General features: G+C 67.3%; 16 protein-coding genes and 1 pseudogene. 13 read left to right on the top strand and 4 right to left on the bottom strand.

Annotated elements, in window-relative coordinates; genetic code table 11:
* Positions 1-132 (bottom strand): annotated as a pseudogene (locus tag F813_RS14295) (IS110 family transposase); the annotation flags it as partial.
* Positions 133-488: 356 nt separating this feature from the next.
* Positions 489-1,421, bottom strand: coding sequence for a carbohydrate kinase family protein (locus F813_RS0104905; protein ID WP_012983432.1), 933 nt, complete (start codon positions 1,419-1,421; stop codon positions 489-491).
* A gap of 405 nt (positions 1,422-1,826) precedes the next feature.
* On the opposite strand from F813_RS0104905, the gene F813_RS14415 reads away from it, so the two are divergent.
* The 10 genes from F813_RS14415 (at position 1,827) to F813_RS0104855 (ending at position 12,801) form a co-directional block, all read left to right on the top strand.
* Positions 1,827-1,985 (top strand): hypothetical protein, encoded by a 159-nt coding sequence (locus F813_RS14415; RefSeq protein ID WP_012983431.1) that lies wholly within the window; start codon positions 1,827-1,829, stop codon positions 1,983-1,985.
* Positions 1,982-2,716: an ABC transporter ATP-binding protein gene (locus F813_RS0104895; protein WP_012983430.1), complete on the top strand. Its 735-nt coding sequence runs from the start codon at positions 1,982-1,984 to the stop codon at positions 2,714-2,716. Before F813_RS14415 ends, F813_RS0104895 begins: the two co-directional genes overlap by 4 nt.
* 18 nt (positions 2,717-2,734) lie before the next feature.
* Positions 2,735-5,095, top strand: coding sequence for an FtsX-like permease family protein (locus F813_RS0104890; RefSeq protein WP_017925785.1), 2,361 nt, complete (start codon positions 2,735-2,737; stop codon positions 5,093-5,095).
* A gap of 790 nt (positions 5,096-5,885) precedes the next feature.
* Positions 5,886-7,079, top strand: coding sequence for an efflux RND transporter periplasmic adaptor subunit (locus tag F813_RS0104885; RefSeq protein WP_017925784.1), 1,194 nt, complete (start codon positions 5,886-5,888; stop codon positions 7,077-7,079).
* A gap of 9 nt (positions 7,080-7,088) precedes the next feature.
* Positions 7,089-9,602, top strand: coding sequence for an ATP-dependent helicase HrpB (hrpB, locus tag F813_RS0104880; RefSeq protein ID WP_017925783.1), 2,514 nt, complete (start codon positions 7,089-7,091; stop codon positions 9,600-9,602).
* 564 nt (positions 9,603-10,166) lie between these two features.
* Entirely contained in the window at positions 10,167-10,388 is a 222-nt protein-coding gene (locus tag F813_RS0104875; RefSeq protein WP_017925782.1) for a hypothetical protein, read from the top strand.
* 139 nt (positions 10,389-10,527) lie between these two features.
* Positions 10,528-11,748, top strand: a complete 1,221-nt coding sequence (locus F813_RS0104870) for an AI-2E family transporter (RefSeq protein ID WP_012983425.1) — start codon at positions 10,528-10,530, stop codon at positions 11,746-11,748.
* A gap of 12 nt (positions 11,749-11,760) precedes the next feature.
* The gene (locus tag F813_RS0104865; RefSeq protein WP_012983424.1) at positions 11,761-12,078 is read left to right on the top strand and encodes a YqjD family protein; all 318 of its coding nucleotides are present in this window, start codon (positions 11,761-11,763) and stop codon (positions 12,076-12,078) included.
* Between the two features lie 3 nt (positions 12,079-12,081).
* The gene (locus tag F813_RS0104860) at positions 12,082-12,495 is read left to right on the top strand and encodes a phage holin family protein (protein ID WP_012983423.1); all 414 of its coding nucleotides are present in this window, start codon (positions 12,082-12,084) and stop codon (positions 12,493-12,495) included.
* Positions 12,496-12,498: 3 nt separating this feature from the next.
* On the top strand, positions 12,499-12,801 hold the full coding sequence (locus F813_RS0104855; RefSeq protein ID WP_012983422.1) for a hypothetical protein: 303 nt from the start codon (positions 12,499-12,501) through the stop codon (positions 12,799-12,801).
* Positions 12,802-12,822: 21 nt separating this feature from the next.
* Here F813_RS0104855 and smpB read toward each other — a convergent pair whose 3' ends face one another.
* A complete protein-coding gene (gene smpB, locus F813_RS0104850) occupies positions 12,823-13,302 on the bottom strand; it encodes an SsrA-binding protein SmpB (RefSeq protein ID WP_012983421.1) in 480 nt (159 codons plus the stop codon).
* Positions 13,303-13,534: 232 nt separating this feature from the next.
* Between smpB and F813_RS0104845 the strand changes: the two genes are divergently transcribed.
* The 3 genes from F813_RS0104845 to F813_RS0104835 are packed head-to-tail and all read left to right on the top strand — an operon-like array spanning position 13,535 to position 15,754.
* Entirely contained in the window at positions 13,535-14,893 is a 1,359-nt protein-coding gene (locus tag F813_RS0104845; RefSeq protein WP_017925781.1) for a sodium-dependent transporter, read from the top strand.
* On the top strand, positions 14,893-15,333 hold the full coding sequence (locus F813_RS0104840) for a type II toxin-antitoxin system RatA family toxin (RefSeq protein ID WP_017925780.1): 441 nt from the start codon (positions 14,893-14,895) through the stop codon (positions 15,331-15,333). The genes F813_RS0104845 and F813_RS0104840 overlap by 1 nt, the downstream gene beginning before the upstream one ends.
* A complete protein-coding gene (locus F813_RS0104835; protein WP_017925779.1) occupies positions 15,323-15,754 on the top strand; it encodes an RnfH family protein in 432 nt (143 codons plus the stop codon). Before F813_RS0104840 ends, F813_RS0104835 begins: the two co-directional genes overlap by 11 nt.
* A 15-nt stretch (positions 15,755-15,769) precedes the next feature.
* On the opposite strand, the gene F813_RS0104830 is transcribed toward F813_RS0104835, so the two are convergent.
* Positions 15,770-16,132 (bottom strand): outer membrane protein assembly factor BamE, encoded by a 363-nt coding sequence (locus F813_RS0104830; protein ID WP_017925778.1) that lies wholly within the window; start codon positions 16,130-16,132, stop codon positions 15,770-15,772.
* Positions 16,133-16,172 lie beyond the last annotated feature (40 nt).

The raw sequence follows: 16,172 nt of genomic DNA, 5'->3' as shown, positions 1-16,172 counted from the left end.
CCAGTGCAGCAGCTCCCGGTACTGGTCTTGGCGGTTCGGGAACACCTTGGGCTTCACCTTGCCCGCCTCCAGATCCCGGACCCACATGCAGTCGAGCTTGTTCTTGCTAACATCAACGCCAATATGAGCCATCTCGTCCTCTCGCCTTGTCCGTACAGCCTCACCCGTCCGTCACGGAGGGGGGTCTTGGATACCGTTCAAACTTCGAGATGAGAAAGGACTCGGGGCCAATCTACAGAACAGGTTCGTGACCTCAGGAGCCTGACGGGTTACCCGAGCCCAATACGGTTCATGGTAGCGATCCGTGAACCGCAAGACACAAGGAGCCTGCTTGCAGGCGAATGCCCCTGCCCGCGTCCGATTCTGGCGGGAGCTTCGCCTGCAAGCAGGCTCCTACGGGGCGCAATAAACCAATAAAAAGGCCCGGGCGAGTGCTCTCGGGCCGGGCCTTTTGTGTTCCCGGGCGGGTGCCCGGGGCGGCGGCGTGCTTAGTAACGGTAGCCGAAAGCCTTTTCGAACTGGTCGGCGAACGCTTCCGGCGTAAAGTGGTGGTTCTGGGTGCCGGAGTGGGCGATCTTGATCGAGCCGATCAGCGAGGCGATGCGGCCAGTGGTCTCCCAGTCATAGCCCTTTTCCAGGCCGAACAGGATGCCGGCGCGATAGGAATCGCCACAGCCGGTCGGGTCCTTGATCGCGGCCGGTTCGACCGACGGGATGGTGATCTTTTTGCCGCCGGTGTAGATGTCGGAGCCCTCGCCACCACGGGTGACGATCATCGCGTCGACCATCTCGGCCATCTGCTCCAGGCTCAGGCCGGTGCGGTCGGCGGTCAGCTGCGCCTCGTAGTCATTGAACGCGGCATAGGTCGCCTGCTCCATGAAGCGCTTCAGGTCGTCGCCATCGAACATCGGCAGGCCCTGGCCCGGGTCGAACATGAACGGGATGCCGGCCTCGGCGAATTGCTGGGCGTGCTCGATCATGCCGTCACGGCCGTCCGGGGAGACGATGCCGACCTTGATGCCGTCGGCCTCGGTGACCTTCTGCTGGTGCGAGAAGCCCATCGCGCCCGGGTGGAAGGCGGTGATCTGGTTGTCGTCCTGGTCCGTGGTGATGAACGCCTGACCGGTGTAGGTGTCGTTCAGTTCCTTGATGTGCTTGCGCGAGATGCCGTGCTTGTCCATCCAGTCGGCATAGGGGGCGAAGTCGCCGCCGACGGTGGCCATGATGGTGGGGTCGCCGCCCAGCAGTTTCATGTTGTAGGCGATGTTACCGGCGCAACCACCGAACTCGCGACGCATGTCCGGGACCAGGAAAGACACGTTCAGCATGTGCACCTTGTCCGGCAGGATGTGGTTCTTGAAGCGGTCGGGAAACACCATGATGGTGTCGTACGCGATGGACCCACAGATGAGTGCGGACATGTTGACTCCTTGCGTTGTTGAAACGGGTTGGCATGGCACCGATCGCGGTGCCAAAACGGCTCTGCGGCGCGCGATTTCGGGATGCTCGGCGCGTCTGCGGCAGGCCGGACGGTGGGCATAGGGTAAATATTTGGGCGCAAAACAACAAATCGGGGGGGTGTCGGGTACTGGGGCCGCGCTGGCTTTGCGCTCGATTTCAGCGATTGCTACGTCGCCTTCGTCTCCTCGCAATGACGAGGTCGAACACGCCGTAAAAAGTCGTCATTGCGAGGCCCCGCAGGGGCCGTGGCAATCGGGTGAAGCTGGCTGTGCGGCGGGCTCGGGTGGTTCTGGGCGGCGATCGCCACGTTGTGCCAGGGGCTTTGTGGCAGCATGGGGCTATTCCCGCGACCGAGAGTGTGATTGATGAATCCGCGCGTACTGATTCCGATCCTGATTATTCTGCTGTTGCTGCTGAGCCTGTGGTCCATGAGCCTGGACGGCGAAGGCGGCATCCTTCCAAGCGCGCCCGAGCCGGGGGCCTCGGCGCCGCCGACCACGCACGTGGTGGCCGCACCCGCATGAGCGCGTCCCCGGCCCCCGCGGCCACGCGGGAGGTGATCTTTCGCGCGGCGGGGGTGACCAAGGTCTACCGCATGGGCGAGGTGACCATCCATGCCCTGCGCGGGGTGGATCTGGAGCTCTACACCGGCGAGCTGGTGGTGATGCTGGGGGCCTCGGGCTCCGGCAAGTCGACGCTGCTGAATATCATGGGCGGGCTGGATACCGCGTCCGAGGGCGAGGTGCGCTACCGCGACCAGGACCTGGCGCAGGCCTCCGAGCGCACGCTGACGGCCTTTCGTCGCGACCATGTCGGCTTCGTGTTCCAGTTCTACAACCTGATCGCCAGCCTGACCGCGCGCGAGAACGTGGCGATTGTCACCGAGATCTCGCGCGACCCGATGCCACCGGAGGAGGCGCTCGCGCTGGTCGGGCTGGAGGACCGCATGGACCATTTCCCCTCGCAGCTCTCCGGCGGCGAGCAGCAGCGGGTGGCCATCGCCCGCGCGATCGCCAAGCAGCCGGCGGTGTTGCTGTGTGACGAGCCGACCGGCGCGCTGGATTCGAAGACCGGTATTCGCGTGCTGGAAGTGCTGCAGCACATCAATGAGCGCCTGGATACGACGGTGGCGATCATCACCCACAATGCGGTGATCGGCGAGATGGCCGATCGCGTGATCCACCTGAGCGACGGCCGCGTGAGCGAGATCCATGAGAATGCCACTCGCCAGTCTCCCTCCTCGCTGCACTGGTAGCAGCACCGACCGCGTCTCATGCGCGCCCTGAACCGCAAGATCCTGCGTGACCTTGGCCACCTGAAGGGGCAGGCGGCCGCGATCGCGCTGGTGATCGCCAGCGGCGTGATGACGCTGGTGATCGCGGTCACCAGCCTCGACGCCCTGACCATCACCAAGGAACGTTTCTACTCCGAATATCAGTTTGCCGACGTCTTCGCGGAGATCACGCGCGCGCCGGAGAGTGCGGTGGAGCGCTTTCGCGATGCGCCAGGCATCAACCAGATCGAGACCCGCGTACAGGCCCCGGTGCGTCTGGAGGTCGCCGGCTTCGACGACCCGATCCGGGGCACCATGCTCTCCCTGCCGGACGGGGGTGAGCCGCTGCTGAACCGGCTCTACCTGCGCGAGGGCCGGCTGCCCGAGCCCGGGCGCGAGCGCGAGGTGGTCGTCAGCGAGGCCTTCGCCGAGGCGCACGGACTGGGCAGCGGGGATACCCTGCGCGCGATCATCGACGGCCGCCTGACCGACCTGCAGATCAGCGGCATCGCGCTGTCGCCGGAGTTCGTCTACCAGATCAGCCCCACCGACCTGCTGCCGGACTACGAGCGCTACGGCATCCTGTGGATGAACCGCCGCGCGCTGGCCGCCGCCTACGGCATGGAAGGGGCGTTCAACTCCGTCGCCGTGAGTCTGGAAGCGGGCGCCGACCCGGAGCCCGTAATCGAGGCAATGGACCGCGCGCTGGCCCGCTACGGTGGCCTGGGCGCCTACGGGCGCGAGGACCAGTTCTCGCACCGTTTCCTGTCCGAGGAGCTGACCCAGTTGCGCGCCCAGGCGGCGATCCTCCCCACCATCTTCCTGGCGGTGGCGGCCTTCCTGCTGAACGTTGTGGTCGGGCGCATCATCCGCTCGCAGCGCGAGCCGATCGCGGTGCTCAAGGCCTTTGGCTACGGCAACGGCGCGATTGCCGCGCACTACGGCCTGCTGACCGGGGGCATCGTGCTGGCGGGTTGCGTGCTGGGGCTCGCGTTCGGGGCCTGGGCCGCGCAGGGCCTGGCCGGCATCTATGCCGAGTACTTCCGCTTCCCGGAGATGAGTTTTCGCCTGCAGCCCTGGGTGATGGTGCTGGCGGTGGCCGTGGCGATGGGCGCGGCGATGCTCGGCACCTTCCGCGCGGTCTGGCAGGCGGTGCGCATGGCCCCGGCCGAGGCCATGCGTCCACCGGCGCCGGAGCGTTTTCATCGCGGCTGGCTGGAGCGCTCGGCGGCCTGGCGGGCAATCGACCAGCCCACCCGGATCATCCTGCGCAACCTGGCGCGCCACCGGCTCAAGTCCCTGCTGTCGGTGATCGGCATCGGCCTGTCCGGCGGACTGCTGCTGATGGGCGCCTACCAGCTGAACGCGGTAGATCAGATGCTGGACACCCAGTACGGGCAGGTCCTGCAGATGGACATCGATCTGCAGTTCACCGATCCCGTGCCGGCGCGCGCAGCCGGCGAGCTGCGCCACGAGCCGGGCGTGCTGGCGGTGGAGACCTTCCGCGCGGTGCCGGTGCGGCTGGTTGGGGTGAACCGCGAGGAGCGCGTGCGCCTGCTGGGCCTGGACGCCGAGCCGCGCCTGCGGCAACTGCCGATGGGCGGCGGGCGCGGCGGACTGCCGGAGGAGGGCATCCTGCTGACCGACTACCTGGCCGAACAGCTCGGGCTGCGCGTGGGCGACCCGGTGGAGGTGGAGATCCTGGAGGGCCGCCGCCGCACCGTCACGGTGCCGCTGGCCGGCGTGGTGGAGGAGCCGATCGGCGTCGGCGCCTACATGTACCGCCCGGCGCTGAATCGCCTGATCGGCGAGGGGCCGGCCGTCTCCGGGGCCTGGCTGCTGACCGACCGGGCGCAGGAGGAGGCGTTGTTTCGCAGCCTGTCCGATCGCCCGCGGGTCGCCAGCGTCGGTCTGATCGCGGAGGCCGAGCGCAACATCCGCGAGTACATCGGCGAGACCATCATCGTGTTCGCGCTGGTATTCGTCGCGCTGGCGGTATCCATTGCCTTCGCCGTGACTTACAACAACGCGCGCATCACCTATGCCGAGCGCGCCCGTGACCTGGCCACGCTGGAGGTGCTCGGCTACTCGCGCGGCCAGGTGAGCTGGATCCTGCTGGGCGAGATCGCGGTGCTCACCCTCGCCGCGATCCCGGTCGCCTGGCTGACCGGCACCGGGTTCGCGTGGCTGCTGAACCAGGCCTTCGCGATGGACCTGATGCGCGTGCCATTTGTGATTACGTCACAGGCCTACGGCTTCGCCGCGCTGGGCATCCTGGTCGCGGCCGGCCTGACCGCTTTCCTCGCCTGGCGGCGCCTGCAGCAGCTCGACCGCGTGCAGGCCCTGAAGGCGGCGGAGTAGTCCTCAGCAGCCTTTGGGGGCTTCGGCTGGCCGCCTGCCTTGTTGTGGCTGGGCCTGGTTCTGCATCCGGTGTTTACGTGCCTCCGGGCCACATACTGCCAGGCGCTGACTCGCCAGCGCGCCGCGAGGTACTTCTTTGCTCGTGCAAAGAAGTACCCAAGAAACACGCCCGACTGCCGCGACCCCGGCCCGCTGTGCGGGCCGGGGTTTCCCTCGCTCCGAGGCTTTTCGCGGGCGGCGCTGAACTCGCTACGCTGCGCTTCGCTCAGACATCCAGCGCCTCTTCTCCCGCGAAAACCCTCTCCGCTCGGCGCGACGACAACGGGGGGTCAAGGTCAAGACAACGGCGGTTCTGACCTTTGTGCCAATGGATGGGGGCTGGGTCTGCCGACACCTGGGCACGCTCGGCCTGCGGCCGTTGCGTGCCGCGCCCGCGCAGCGGGCGCCGGGGGCTTTCAGGCGGCAGGGCGCGTTGTGGTGTTGTGGGGGCGGGAACACCCTCTGTTTTGACCTTCGCCTCCCGATGGAGCCCCTCGCGGAATCCGGGTGCCCTTCTTTGGGCACTTTCTTGGGCAAGCAAGAAAGTGCCTCGGGGCGCGCTGGCGAGTCAGCGCACGGCAGGTTGCGGACCGAAGGCACGTAAACACCGGATGCAGAACCAGGGCCAGCCACAACTAGGAAGGTGGCCGGACTGGGCCCCGTAAACAGGGACGACGAGCCAGTGCCGACTTGCCGCAGGCACACGAGTGAATGGGGAGCGCCGGATGGCGGGATTTGCGAGACTGGGCCTATGGCGATGAAAAAGCGAATCACGGTTGGGTTGATCGTGCTGGCGGGGGTGGCCGCGCTGGTGTGGGCGCTGCGCCCGCAGCCGGTGCCGGTATCGCTGACCACGGTCGAGGCCGGCCCGTTCGAGGAGACCGTGCGCGAGGAAGGCCGCACGCGGCTGCGCGACACCTTTACCGTTTCGGCACCGATCGCGGGCTTCCTGCATCGCGTGCAGCTGGAGGAGGGCGACGCGGTCGAGCTTGGCGACACGCTGTTCCGCATGGAACCGTTGCCGACCCCGGCGCTGGATGTGCGTTCGCGCGAGCAGGCGCGCGAGAATCTCGCCGCCGCGCGGTCGCGCCTGCAGAGCGCCGAGGCGAATCTCGAGAACCTGCGGGCGGAGGCCCGCTTCGCCGAGTCCGAGTATCGCCGGCACCAGGAACTGTTCGAGCGCGGGGCGGTGTCGGCCACCGAGGTGGAGCGTATGGAGACCGCGCGCGACCGCGCACGTTCGGCGGTGCGGGCCGGCGAGTCCGCGGTGGAGGTCGCGCGCAGCGAAATCGAGGGTGCGCGAATCGTGCTGGAAATTGCCAGCGGCCAGATGCCCGAGTCCGAGACCGAGACCCTGTCCGTACGCTCGCCGGTCTCGGGCGTGGTGCTGGAGCGTTATCGCTGCTGCGAGGGCACGATCGGGGCCGGCGAGGCGGTGCTGGTCGTGGGCGATCTCGATGACCTGGAGGTGCAGGTGGACCTGCTGTCGATGGACGCGGTGCGCGTGGTGCCGGGCATGCGCGTGCGCCTGACCGACTGGGGCCGCGATGCCGAGCTGGAAGGCACCGTACGCCGGGTGCAGCCGTTCGGCTTCACCAGGATCTCCGCGCTGGGCGTGGACGAGCAGCGCGTACCGGTGATCCTCGACCTCGACGCGGTGGAGGCGCGCATGGCCGGGCTGGCGGTGGGCTACCGCGTGGAGGCCGAGTTCCTGCTGTGGGAAGGAGATGAGGTACTGCAGGTTCCGACCAGCGCGCTGTTCCGCGACCGCGGTGAGTGGTCGGTGTTCGTGGTCGAGAACGGCCGTGCCGAGCCACGCCGGGTCGAAGTGGGGCGGCGCTCGGGCTTCGCCACGCAGATCCTCGAGGGCCTGGAGGCGGGCGAGCGTGTGGTCACCCGCCCGGGGGATCGTGTGCAGGCGGGTACGCGTGTGGTCGAGAACTGACCGCAGTAGATGAGTAAAGATCCGAGCGATGCGCCGCAGGCCCGGGCGCTGGAGGACCTCCTGAATCCCCTGGATGCTGCGCTGGAATCGCGCGGTGCCGCCGTACTGGTGGCCGAGCCCGGTGCCGGCAAGACCACCCGCGTCCCGCTGCATCTGGCCGCCTGCAACCGCGAGGACCGCGTGATCGTGCTGCAGCCGCGCCGGCTGGCCGCGCGCATGGCGGCGACCTATATGGCGGGGCAGCTGGGCGAATCGGCCGGGCAGACGGTCGGCTACCGCGTGCGCGACGAGCAGAAGGTCTCCGAGCGCACCCGGGTGGAGCTGGTGACCGATGGCCTGTTCCTGCGGCGCATCCAGGGCGACCCGCTGCTGGAAGGGGTAGGTACGGTGGTCTTCGACGAATTCCACCTGCGCCGGCCGGAGGCCGAGCTGGCGCTGGCCTTTGCCCTGCAGGTGCGTCGGCTGCTGCGCCCGGAGCTGCGCATCGTGGTGATGTCGGCGACCCTCGACGACGAGGCCGTGGCCCGGCTGCTGGCCGGCCCGGAGGCAGATGCCGTTGTGGTGCTGCGCGCCCGTGGGCGGCAGTTCCCGGTCGAGGTCCGTTATGCCCCAACGGCGAAGGATGCGCCGCTGGCCGACGGTGTGGCACAGGCGGTTCGGGACGCGCTGGCGGTGGAGCCGGGCTCGATCCTGGTCTTCCTGCCCGGCGAGCGCGAGATCCGCGAAGTGGCCGCGCGCCTGGGCGAGGGGGTGGACACGCCTGCCGGCCCCGCGCGTATCGCACCGCTGTTCGGCCGGCTATCGGCCCAGGAGCAGGCCCGGGCCGTGCGCCCGGCGCCGGCGGGCGAGCGCAAGGTGGTGCTGGCGACCGATATCGCCGAGACCAGCCTGACCATCGAGGGCGTGCGCGTGGTGATCGACACGGGGCTTTCCCGCGAGCCGCGCTTCGATGCCGCGACCGGGCTCTCGCGACTGGTGACGCGGCCGGCCTCGAAGGCTGCCGCCGAGCAGCGGGCCGGGCGCGCCGGGCGCACTGAGTCAGGGGTGGCGATCCGCCTGTGGTCGCGGGCCGACGAGGTCGCGCGCCCGGACTATGCCACCCCGGGGATGCAGCAGGTGGACCTGCTGCCGCTGGCCCTGGAACTGGCCGGTTGGGGCGAGGCGGTGGCCGAGCTGGACTGGCTGGAGCCGCCGCCCGCGCAGGGCCTGGCCTCCGCACAGGCGGTCCTTGCGGAGCTGGGCGCGGTGGATGCCGACGGGCGGGTGACCGGGCACGGGCAGGCCCTGCTGCGCCTGCCGGCCCACCCGCGTCTGGCGCATATGCTGTTGCGGGGCCGGGAGCGGGGGCTGGCGCGCCTGGCCTGCGAACTGGCGGTAGCCGTGGAAGAACCGGGCGTGGCCGGGCCGGAGCCGCCGCTGGAGCTGGGCGCGCGCCTGGAGCGCGCGCGCCGCTCGGGTGGCCGGGCCTGGCCATCCGGTCTGCGGCGTCTGGAGCAGGCGCTGGCACGCGTCGGGGAGCGCCCCGCGGGTACGGAGGCGGCACTGGACGAAAGCACGGCGCTGGGCGTGCTGGCGGCGCTGGCCTGGCCGGAGCGCATCGCGCGGCGTCGCGGCGAGGCGGCCGGGCGCTTTGTGATGGGGAATGGTCGCGGCGCGTGGCTGCCGGAACGCGAGCGTCTGGCGCATACCGACTACCTGGTCGCGGTGGACTGCACGGATGCCGACCGCGAGGCGCGCATCCGCTGTACGGTGGCGCTGGATCTGACGGCACTGGAGCAGGAGGCCCCGGAGCTCTTCCACCGCGAGCCGCGCTGCGACTGGGTGGAGGATGGTGCGCGCCTGGAGAACGCGCGTATTCGACGGATCGGCACGCTGGTGGTCGAGCGGCAGATGGTCGCGCTGGACGACCCCGCCGCCACCATCCCGCGCTGGTGCGAACGGCTGCGCCGCGAGGGCCTTGCGCTGTTGCCCTGGGATGACGCCGCGACCCAGCTGCGTGCGCGCATCCAGCTGCTGCACGAGGCGATGCCCGAGGCTGGCTTTCCGGATCTGCGCGACGAGGCGCTGTTGATGGCCCTCGAGGACTGGCTGGGACCGTATCTGGCCGGGATCACACGGCGTCGGGATCTGGAGCGGCTGGACCTGGCGGCGATCCTGCGCGCGCGGCTGGACTGGGACCACCAGCAGCAACTGGAGCGGGAGGCGCCGGCGCGGATCGACGTCCCCTCCGGTTCCGCCCATCGCATTGATTACACACAGGACCCCCCGGTGCTGGCGGTGAAGCTGCAGGAGCTGTTCGGCCTGGGCGAGACACCCCGGGTGGCGGGCGGCCGCGTGGCGCTGGTGCTGCACCTGCTGTCGCCGGCACGGCGACCGGTGCAGGTCACCCAGGATCTGAAGAGCTTCTGGGAGAACGGCTATCCCGAGGTGCGCCGCGAGCTCAAGGGGCGCTATCCAAAACACCCCTGGCCGGAGGATCCATGGAATGCGCCGGCCACGCGGCATACGAAGCGGCGCGGGTAGGCAGGGTCGGGGCTGGCAGGGGCTTCGCCTGCAAGCAGGCTCCCACAGGGACCCGGGCAATACGGGACGCCGTTTATTAGCTTCTGTGTCGTCATCCCGGAAACCGCAGAGCGGTTATCCGGGATCTCGGGCGTTAGGGTAGTGCATGGCCATGGAGATCCCGGCTCGTCGCTGTGCTGTGGCAGGGATGGCGAAGTGGGGTGCTGCGGTGGGATGACGATGCGGCGGGTGGCGTTCTCGGGTAGTGTCGCGTTCAGCGACTCCCCTAGGGAAACACTGATCGATGTGCACACTCGCGTTGGTACCCCAGGTTTTCCGAGACAAGGCGCGGCGTGCAGCGGGTAGTGGTTCTAGCCGCAAGCGGTGCAACGCAGGATCGCGGAACCTGGGGTACCAACGCCGAAGGGGCTCGGCCTCTTTTGCGTGGGAACGGCGTTGCCGCTCCCTTGTGCAGAATGACTGCACGGCAGTCGCCGCGCATTAAACGCACGCAAAAGCGACTCGAGCGCGAGCGTGTACATTGATCAGTGTTTCCCTCAGTCCCGTACGAGGAAACGAACCGCGATGCTGAAGTTCCTGACCGTTGTCCTGATCCTGCTGTTTGTCTGGTGGCGGGTATCGCGCTGGCTGGAGGTGCGGCGCCGGCGAGCACGCGGCGAGGATGTCTCCTACGAGGTGCGGGTGAAGGGCTTTCGCCCGATCACGATCCTTAGCGTCATTTTCCTGATTCTCTACGGGGGCTACGTGATCTGGTTTGCCCTGACGGAGTGGGCGGACTTGTTCTAGGGATTGAATAGCGTCCCTCTGGCGCGGGCCAGGGTCGAGCGCCATATTTTTGTGACGCAGTGCCTGAAACGGTGGTGCGCACCGTGGCAGATCATGGCCGGGTGGTTACGGTCGAACGATCCCCTCATGCGAGCCCTGCGTGGAAAACCAGCCGCAATCGAATATCGAATTCAGCGCCTTCGAGCGGACATTGTTCCGCTATGTCGCCGTGCTCGCCGCCTTCATGGTGTTGACCGGGCTGGTGGCCCTGCTGGTCTGGTTGCTGGGGCAGGTGGTGTCGTTTTTCTACGCGCTGCTCTTGCCGTTGTCAGTGGCCGGGGTGCTGAGCCTGATCCTCTACCCGGTGGTGCGCTGGCTGCAGCGGATTGCGGGATTCTCACGGATGGGGGCGGTGAGCTCGCTGTTCGGTGTGGTGTTGATCGCCTTGGTGGTCGTCTCGGTACTGGTGGTGCCTACGGCGAGCCATCAGGTTCAGGAGTTCATCAAGGGTGCCCCGGAGCTGGCGGAGAATGCCTACGAGTCATTCTCGCGCAATTTCCCTAACGCCACCGAGCGCGTGGCCTCGATGCTGGAAGAACTGGACCTCCAGAGCATCATGCCGAACCTGGAAGGCGTGGGTTCGCAACTGATGCACTACGTGACGGTGGTCGTCGGGCTGGCCTTTGTGCCCTTGTATCTGTTCTTTGCGTTGCTGTCCGGGGAACGCCTGAAGGAGGGTGGGCGCGAGGTTCTGTCGGTCTTTCGGCCCCAGACCCAGCGTGAGTTGATGTTCCTGGGTCGCCTGTTTGTCGGCTACGTGACGGCGTTTTTCCAGGGGCAGGTGGTGATCGCCCTGATCATGGGGGTTCTGCTGGCCGTCGGGTTTTCGTTGATCGGCCTGCAGGCGGCGATCCTGTTCGGGTTGATGCTGGGGTTTCTCAATATCGTGCCCTATCTGGGGACGATCGTCGGCTTGACGCTGGCTCTGCCGGTGGCCTATCTCCAGCCTGAGGGCGGCGGACTGACGCTGGTCGCGCTGGTGCTTGTGGTGTTTGCCGTGGTGCAGCTGATCGAGAGCTGGCTGCTGACGCCGAAGATCATGGCGGATCGCTCCGGGCTGCATCCGGCGATTGTCGTGATCTCGATCTTCTTCTGGGGGACGGCGCTGGGCGGCATTATCGGCATGATCCTGGCGGTGCCGTTGTCGGCGTTTGTGGCCAGCCTCTGGAAGCACTTCAGGGTCAAGTGGAGTACGGCCTTGGTGGATACCTCGGAGGTGATTGAGGAAGACCCGGAAATCCTGACGGGGTTGAGTGATTTCGAAGACCCTGCAACCAATTCCGCGGGGGAGGGGTCGGAAGATGATCCAGGCCCGCGATAAGGAGTGCGTGTAATGGCAACGACGAAAAGCAGCAGTGCGAAGAAGCAGGACGAAGCGGAACACGAGGCCTCCACGACCGAGCGCGTGGCGGCCCAGGCCCACGAGGCCGTGGACCGCGTGGCGGAACATGCCGGCACGGCCGAGGAACGCATCCGCGAGGGCCTCTCGCATGCGGATGAAGAGGTTCGCGAACGGGCGGAGAAGGCGCGTCAGAGTTCCGAGGACGTCCTGCGCGTGGTCGGCAACTATGTGCGCGACAACCCGCTGACGGCGATCGGCCTGGCCTTTGTGGCGGGGACCCTGTTCTCGGCCTTGACTCGCCGCAAGTAAGTCATGGCGGCGCAGGATGACGGACCGGCGCGCGAGCGATCGGATTCCGATACCGCCGACCCCGGGGACGTGATGCAGGACCTCGGCCGCATCCTGGGAGATTCGCGCGAGTTGTTGGGGACCGAGACCCGGCAACTGGTGCGCAATGCGGTGGGGGTTATCGTGTTCGCGGTGGTGCTGGGGCTGCTGCTGGTCACGGTGTGGCTGGCGCTGGTCGCGGCGGTGGTAATGCTGCTGCAGGCCTACGCGGGCGTGTCGCCGGCGTTGTCGCTGGTGATCGTGGCGGCGCTGACCGGCGTGCTGGCATGGCTGGTTGCCCGCGGGATCGGCCGGCTGCTGCACGGCATGACCTACCCGGAGACACGCGCCCTGGTGCGGAATCTGGTCGCACGGCCCGAGAGCCGGGATACCGAGTAGCCCATGGCTGGCACCTGGCTGGGCCTGCGGGGCCATGCTCGCGAACTGCGCCTGCGGCTGCAGGGCGAGGTCGACGAACTGCGTGACGATGTGCGTGCGACCGGCTGGTGGCGCGCGTTGCAGCGTCTGGGTTCGCCGGAGATGGTTCCCAGGGCGTTCCTGCTGGGGTTTGCGGTCGATCAGCTGCGCGGGCTGCGCCTGCTGCGGCCTGTGAAGGCACTGACGGCGGGTGTGCTGGCGGTGACCAAGATGGGCTGGCTGACCCGCCACTGGTGGAGGAAGGGGCAGGCCCAACCGCCGGAGTGATGCCACGCCTCGATTGCTTCCTCAGCCGCTTTTGAGGATGCGCGCGCGTTCGCGCTGCCAGTCCTTGTCCTTCTTGGCCGCGCGCTTGTCGTAATCCTTCTTGCCCTTGGCCAGCCCGATCTCCAGTTTGGCGCGGCCGCGTTTCCAGTACAGGGCCATGGGGACCAGGGTATAACCCTTGCGCTCCACCGCACCGATCAGACGGTTGATCTCCGAGCGGTGCAGCAGCAGCTTGCGCGTGCGACTCGGGTCCGGGTTGATATGGGTAGAGGCGGTGGGCAGTGGGGTGATGTGGGCCCCGAACAGGAACGCCTCGCCCTTGCGCAGAAGCACGTACGCCTCGCTGAGCTGGGCGCGCCCGGCGCGCATCGACTTGACTTCCCAGCCCTGCAGTTCCAGCCCCGCCTCCAGGCGGTCCTCGATAAAGAAATCGTGGCGCGCCTTGCGGTTCAGCGCGATGGTGTTGGAACCGGCGTCCTTTTTCTTGTTTGGCTTTCCCATGGCCCGCGCAGTGTACTGCACGCGCGGGGCGAAAGCCGAGGAAACACGCACGAACGTACAGGATCGCGCGCGTCGCGGGTCGGCGTTTGCCGCGCACAGTTGAGCCCGCGGGAAGCCTGCCCCACAATTCCGGGCGACTCGAAGCCCTGCTTGTGCCGCCATGTGCCGTTGACCGTGCATCGATCTGGCCGCGCCGAGCGATGGAACGGGTACCACCAACAAGGAGCCGCTGATGCCTGCCACGACTTCCGTCCACGGTCAGTGGACGACCCGCCTGGCCTTTATTCTTGCGGCCACCGGATCGGCTGTCGGACTCGGCAACATCTGGCGTTTTCCCTATATCGCCGGTGATAACGGGGGCGGGGCCTTTGTGCTGGTCTACCTCGGCTGCATCCTGCTGATCGGCCTGCCGGTGATGATGGCGGAGATCCTGCTGGGGCGGCGCGGCCGCCAGAGCCCGATCAACACGATGGTGACGCTGGCGCGCGAGGAGGGCCTGAGCCGTGGCTGGGGCATGGTTGGGTGGATCGGAGTGCTCGCCGGGTTCCTGATCCTGTCGTTCTACAGCGTGGTGGCCGGCTGGTCGCTGTCCTACGTGTTCAAGTCTGGCAGTGGCGGCTTCATGGGCCTGGATGCGGATGGCTCGGAGGCCATGTTTGATGGCCTGCTCTCCAATCCCGAGGCCCTGCTGGCCTGGCATACGATCTTCATGGTGATGACCGCGATGGTGGTCGCACGCGGGGTGCAGTCCGGTCTGGAGAAGGCCGTGACCATCCTGATGCCGCTGCTGTTCGTGATGCTGGTGGTGATGGTCGGCTACGCAATGGTGGAAGGGCGCTTTATCGCGGGGCTGGAGTTCCTGCTGTATCCGGACTTCTCGGCGCTGACGGCCAACGCGGTGCTATTGGCGATGGGGCAGGCGTTCTTCACGCTGAGCCTCGGCATGGGCGCGATCATGATCTACGGCAGCTATCTGCAGAGCGAGGCCTCGATCGCACGGACCTCGGCGGCCGTGGTGGGGGCCGACACCCTGGTGGCGATCATGGCCGGGCTGGCGATCTTCCCGATCGTGCTGGGGGCGGGGCTCTCGCCGGAGCAGGGGCCGGGGCTGATCTTCGTCACGCTGCCGCTGTCGTTCGCGGAGATGCCGGGCGGGCTCTACTTCGGGACGATGTTCTTTGTGCTGCTGGTGTTCGCGGCCTGGACGTCGTCGATCTCCATCATCGAGCCGGCGGTCGCCTATCTGGTGGAGAATGTCGGCATGACGCGCGTGGCCGCGAGCGCCAGCATTGCCATCGCCGCCTGGCTGCTGGGGATCGGGGCCTTGCTGTCGCTGAACGTCTGGTCGGATTACACCCTGTTCAACATGGGGATCCTGGACCTGCTGGACTACGTGACTGCTAACATCCTGCTCCCGCTGGGCGGGTTTCTGATTGCGGTTTTCGTGGGCTGGCGAATGACCGAGCGCTCGGTCCAGTCCGAACTGCGCATGAAACTCGGGGGTCTGTACCAGATCTGGTATTTCCTGGTGCGCTTCGTGGCCCCGATTGCCATTCTGTTTGTGTTCCTGCGCGCGGTGGAGCTTATTTGATGTCCTCGACAGTCCGGCGCTCGGCGGAGGTCCCGTACTCCCGCGAGCAGATGTTCGACCTCGTCAATGACGTGGATTCCTACTCGGAATTTCTGCCGGGTTGCCGCAGCTCGCGTGCGCGCATGCGCGGAGAGGATGAGGTGGAGGGGACCATCGAGATGGCCAAGGGCGCCCTGCACAAGTCGTTCACGACGCGCAATCGCGTGCAGCGCCCCGAGCGCATCGACATTCGTCTGGCGGACGGACCGTTTCGTCGCCTGCACGGCACCTGGAGTTTCACCGAGCTGGACAATGGCCAGACGCGCATCGCGCTGGAGCTGGAATTCGAGTTTGCCAGCCGGCTGATGTCGTTCGCGATCGGACCGATCTTCCACCAGCTGGCCAACTCCTTTGTCGACGCCTTTGTGCGGCGCGCGCGCGAGGTCTACGGTGCCCGATGATCGGGAGGCCGTCAGCCCCGAGGCGGGGGACGGGACAATCCGTATCGAGGTCGCCTATGCGCGCCCCGACCGCCAGGTCATCCTGCCCTTGGTCGTGCCCGAAGGCACGACCGTGGACGCGGCCCTGCGCCAGTCGGAGATCGACGCGCAGTTTCCCGAGATCGATCTGGATAACGCCAAGGTGGGGATCTTCGGCAAGCTCACCCGACGCGACACGGTGTTGCGCCCGAAGGATCGCATCGAGATCTATCGGCCGTTGATCGCCGATCCGAAAGAGGTGCGTCGTCAACGGGCCGGCAAGAACCGGAAGAAGCCCGGCAAGGGGGACGCGCAGAAGGCGGGCGATCAGGCGTCCGCAAAGCCCGCGGGCGAAAAGCCGGAGGGCGGGGCCGGGAGCGGCAAGGATTCGGCCGGCGATTGAGCCGGCCGGTCGCGATCAGTTGTCGTCGAGCTCGACCGGGTACTGGTCCAGCGCGATCGGCTGCGGCACGTCGGAGTCGACGTAGCTGACTACGCCATTTTCGAAGAACACCGTTACGCGGCGCTGCTCCGTGGGCCCGATTCCGGGACGGCGATAGTAGACGTAATCCCAGCGGTCTTCGCGCTTGAACGCGCCGTCGATCTGCGGCGTACCCATCAGAAAACGGACCTGCTGCGGGGTCATGCCGGGCTGGATCTGGGCGACTTGTGTCGCGTCGATGACATTGCCCTGCTGTACATCGAGGCGGAACTGGTTGAAGCCACTGCAGGCGCTGAGCAGGCTTGCAGCCACGGCAATAGAAATGAGAATCTTGATCATCGAGCCGGCGGGTCCCCAGAAGTCGGATGGGCCGTTGAAC

The sequence above is a fragment of the Thioalkalivibrio sp. HL-Eb18 genome (assembly GCF_000364985.1).
Classification (GTDB): Bacteria; Pseudomonadota; Gammaproteobacteria; order Ectothiorhodospirales; family Ectothiorhodospiraceae; genus Thioalkalivibrio.
The sequence above is the reverse complement of the archived record's forward strand: the minus strand, read 5'-3'. Positions and strand labels throughout refer to the sequence as shown.

Coding starts and splice junctions, on each gene's coding strand:
- F813_RS0104905 (WP_012983432.1), bottom strand. CDS start 1,421: ATGTCCGCACTCATCTGTGGGTCCATCGCGTACGACACCATCATGGTG.
- F813_RS14415 (WP_012983431.1), top strand. CDS start 1,827: ATGAATCCGCGCGTACTGATTCCGATCCTGATTATTCTGCTGTTGCTG.
- F813_RS0104895 (WP_012983430.1), top strand. CDS start 1,982: ATGAGCGCGTCCCCGGCCCCCGCGGCCACGCGGGAGGTGATCTTTCGC.
- F813_RS0104890 (WP_017925785.1), top strand. CDS start 2,735: ATGCGCGCCCTGAACCGCAAGATCCTGCGTGACCTTGGCCACCTGAAG.
- F813_RS0104885 (WP_017925784.1), top strand. CDS start 5,886: ATGGCGATGAAAAAGCGAATCACGGTTGGGTTGATCGTGCTGGCGGGG.
- hrpB (WP_017925783.1), top strand. CDS start 7,089: ATGAGTAAAGATCCGAGCGATGCGCCGCAGGCCCGGGCGCTGGAGGAC.
- F813_RS0104875 (WP_017925782.1), top strand. CDS start 10,167: ATGCTGAAGTTCCTGACCGTTGTCCTGATCCTGCTGTTTGTCTGGTGG.
- F813_RS0104865 (WP_012983424.1), top strand. CDS start 11,761: ATGGCAACGACGAAAAGCAGCAGTGCGAAGAAGCAGGACGAAGCGGAA.
- F813_RS0104860 (WP_012983423.1), top strand. CDS start 12,082: ATGGCGGCGCAGGATGACGGACCGGCGCGCGAGCGATCGGATTCCGAT.
- F813_RS0104855 (WP_012983422.1), top strand. CDS start 12,499: ATGGCTGGCACCTGGCTGGGCCTGCGGGGCCATGCTCGCGAACTGCGC.
- smpB (WP_012983421.1), bottom strand. CDS start 13,302: ATGGGAAAGCCAAACAAGAAAAAGGACGCCGGTTCCAACACCATCGCG.
- F813_RS0104845 (WP_017925781.1), top strand. CDS start 13,535: ATGCCTGCCACGACTTCCGTCCACGGTCAGTGGACGACCCGCCTGGCC.
- F813_RS0104840 (WP_017925780.1), top strand. CDS start 14,893: ATGTCCTCGACAGTCCGGCGCTCGGCGGAGGTCCCGTACTCCCGCGAG.
- F813_RS0104830 (WP_017925778.1), bottom strand. CDS start 16,132: ATGATCAAGATTCTCATTTCTATTGCCGTGGCTGCAAGCCTGCTCAGC.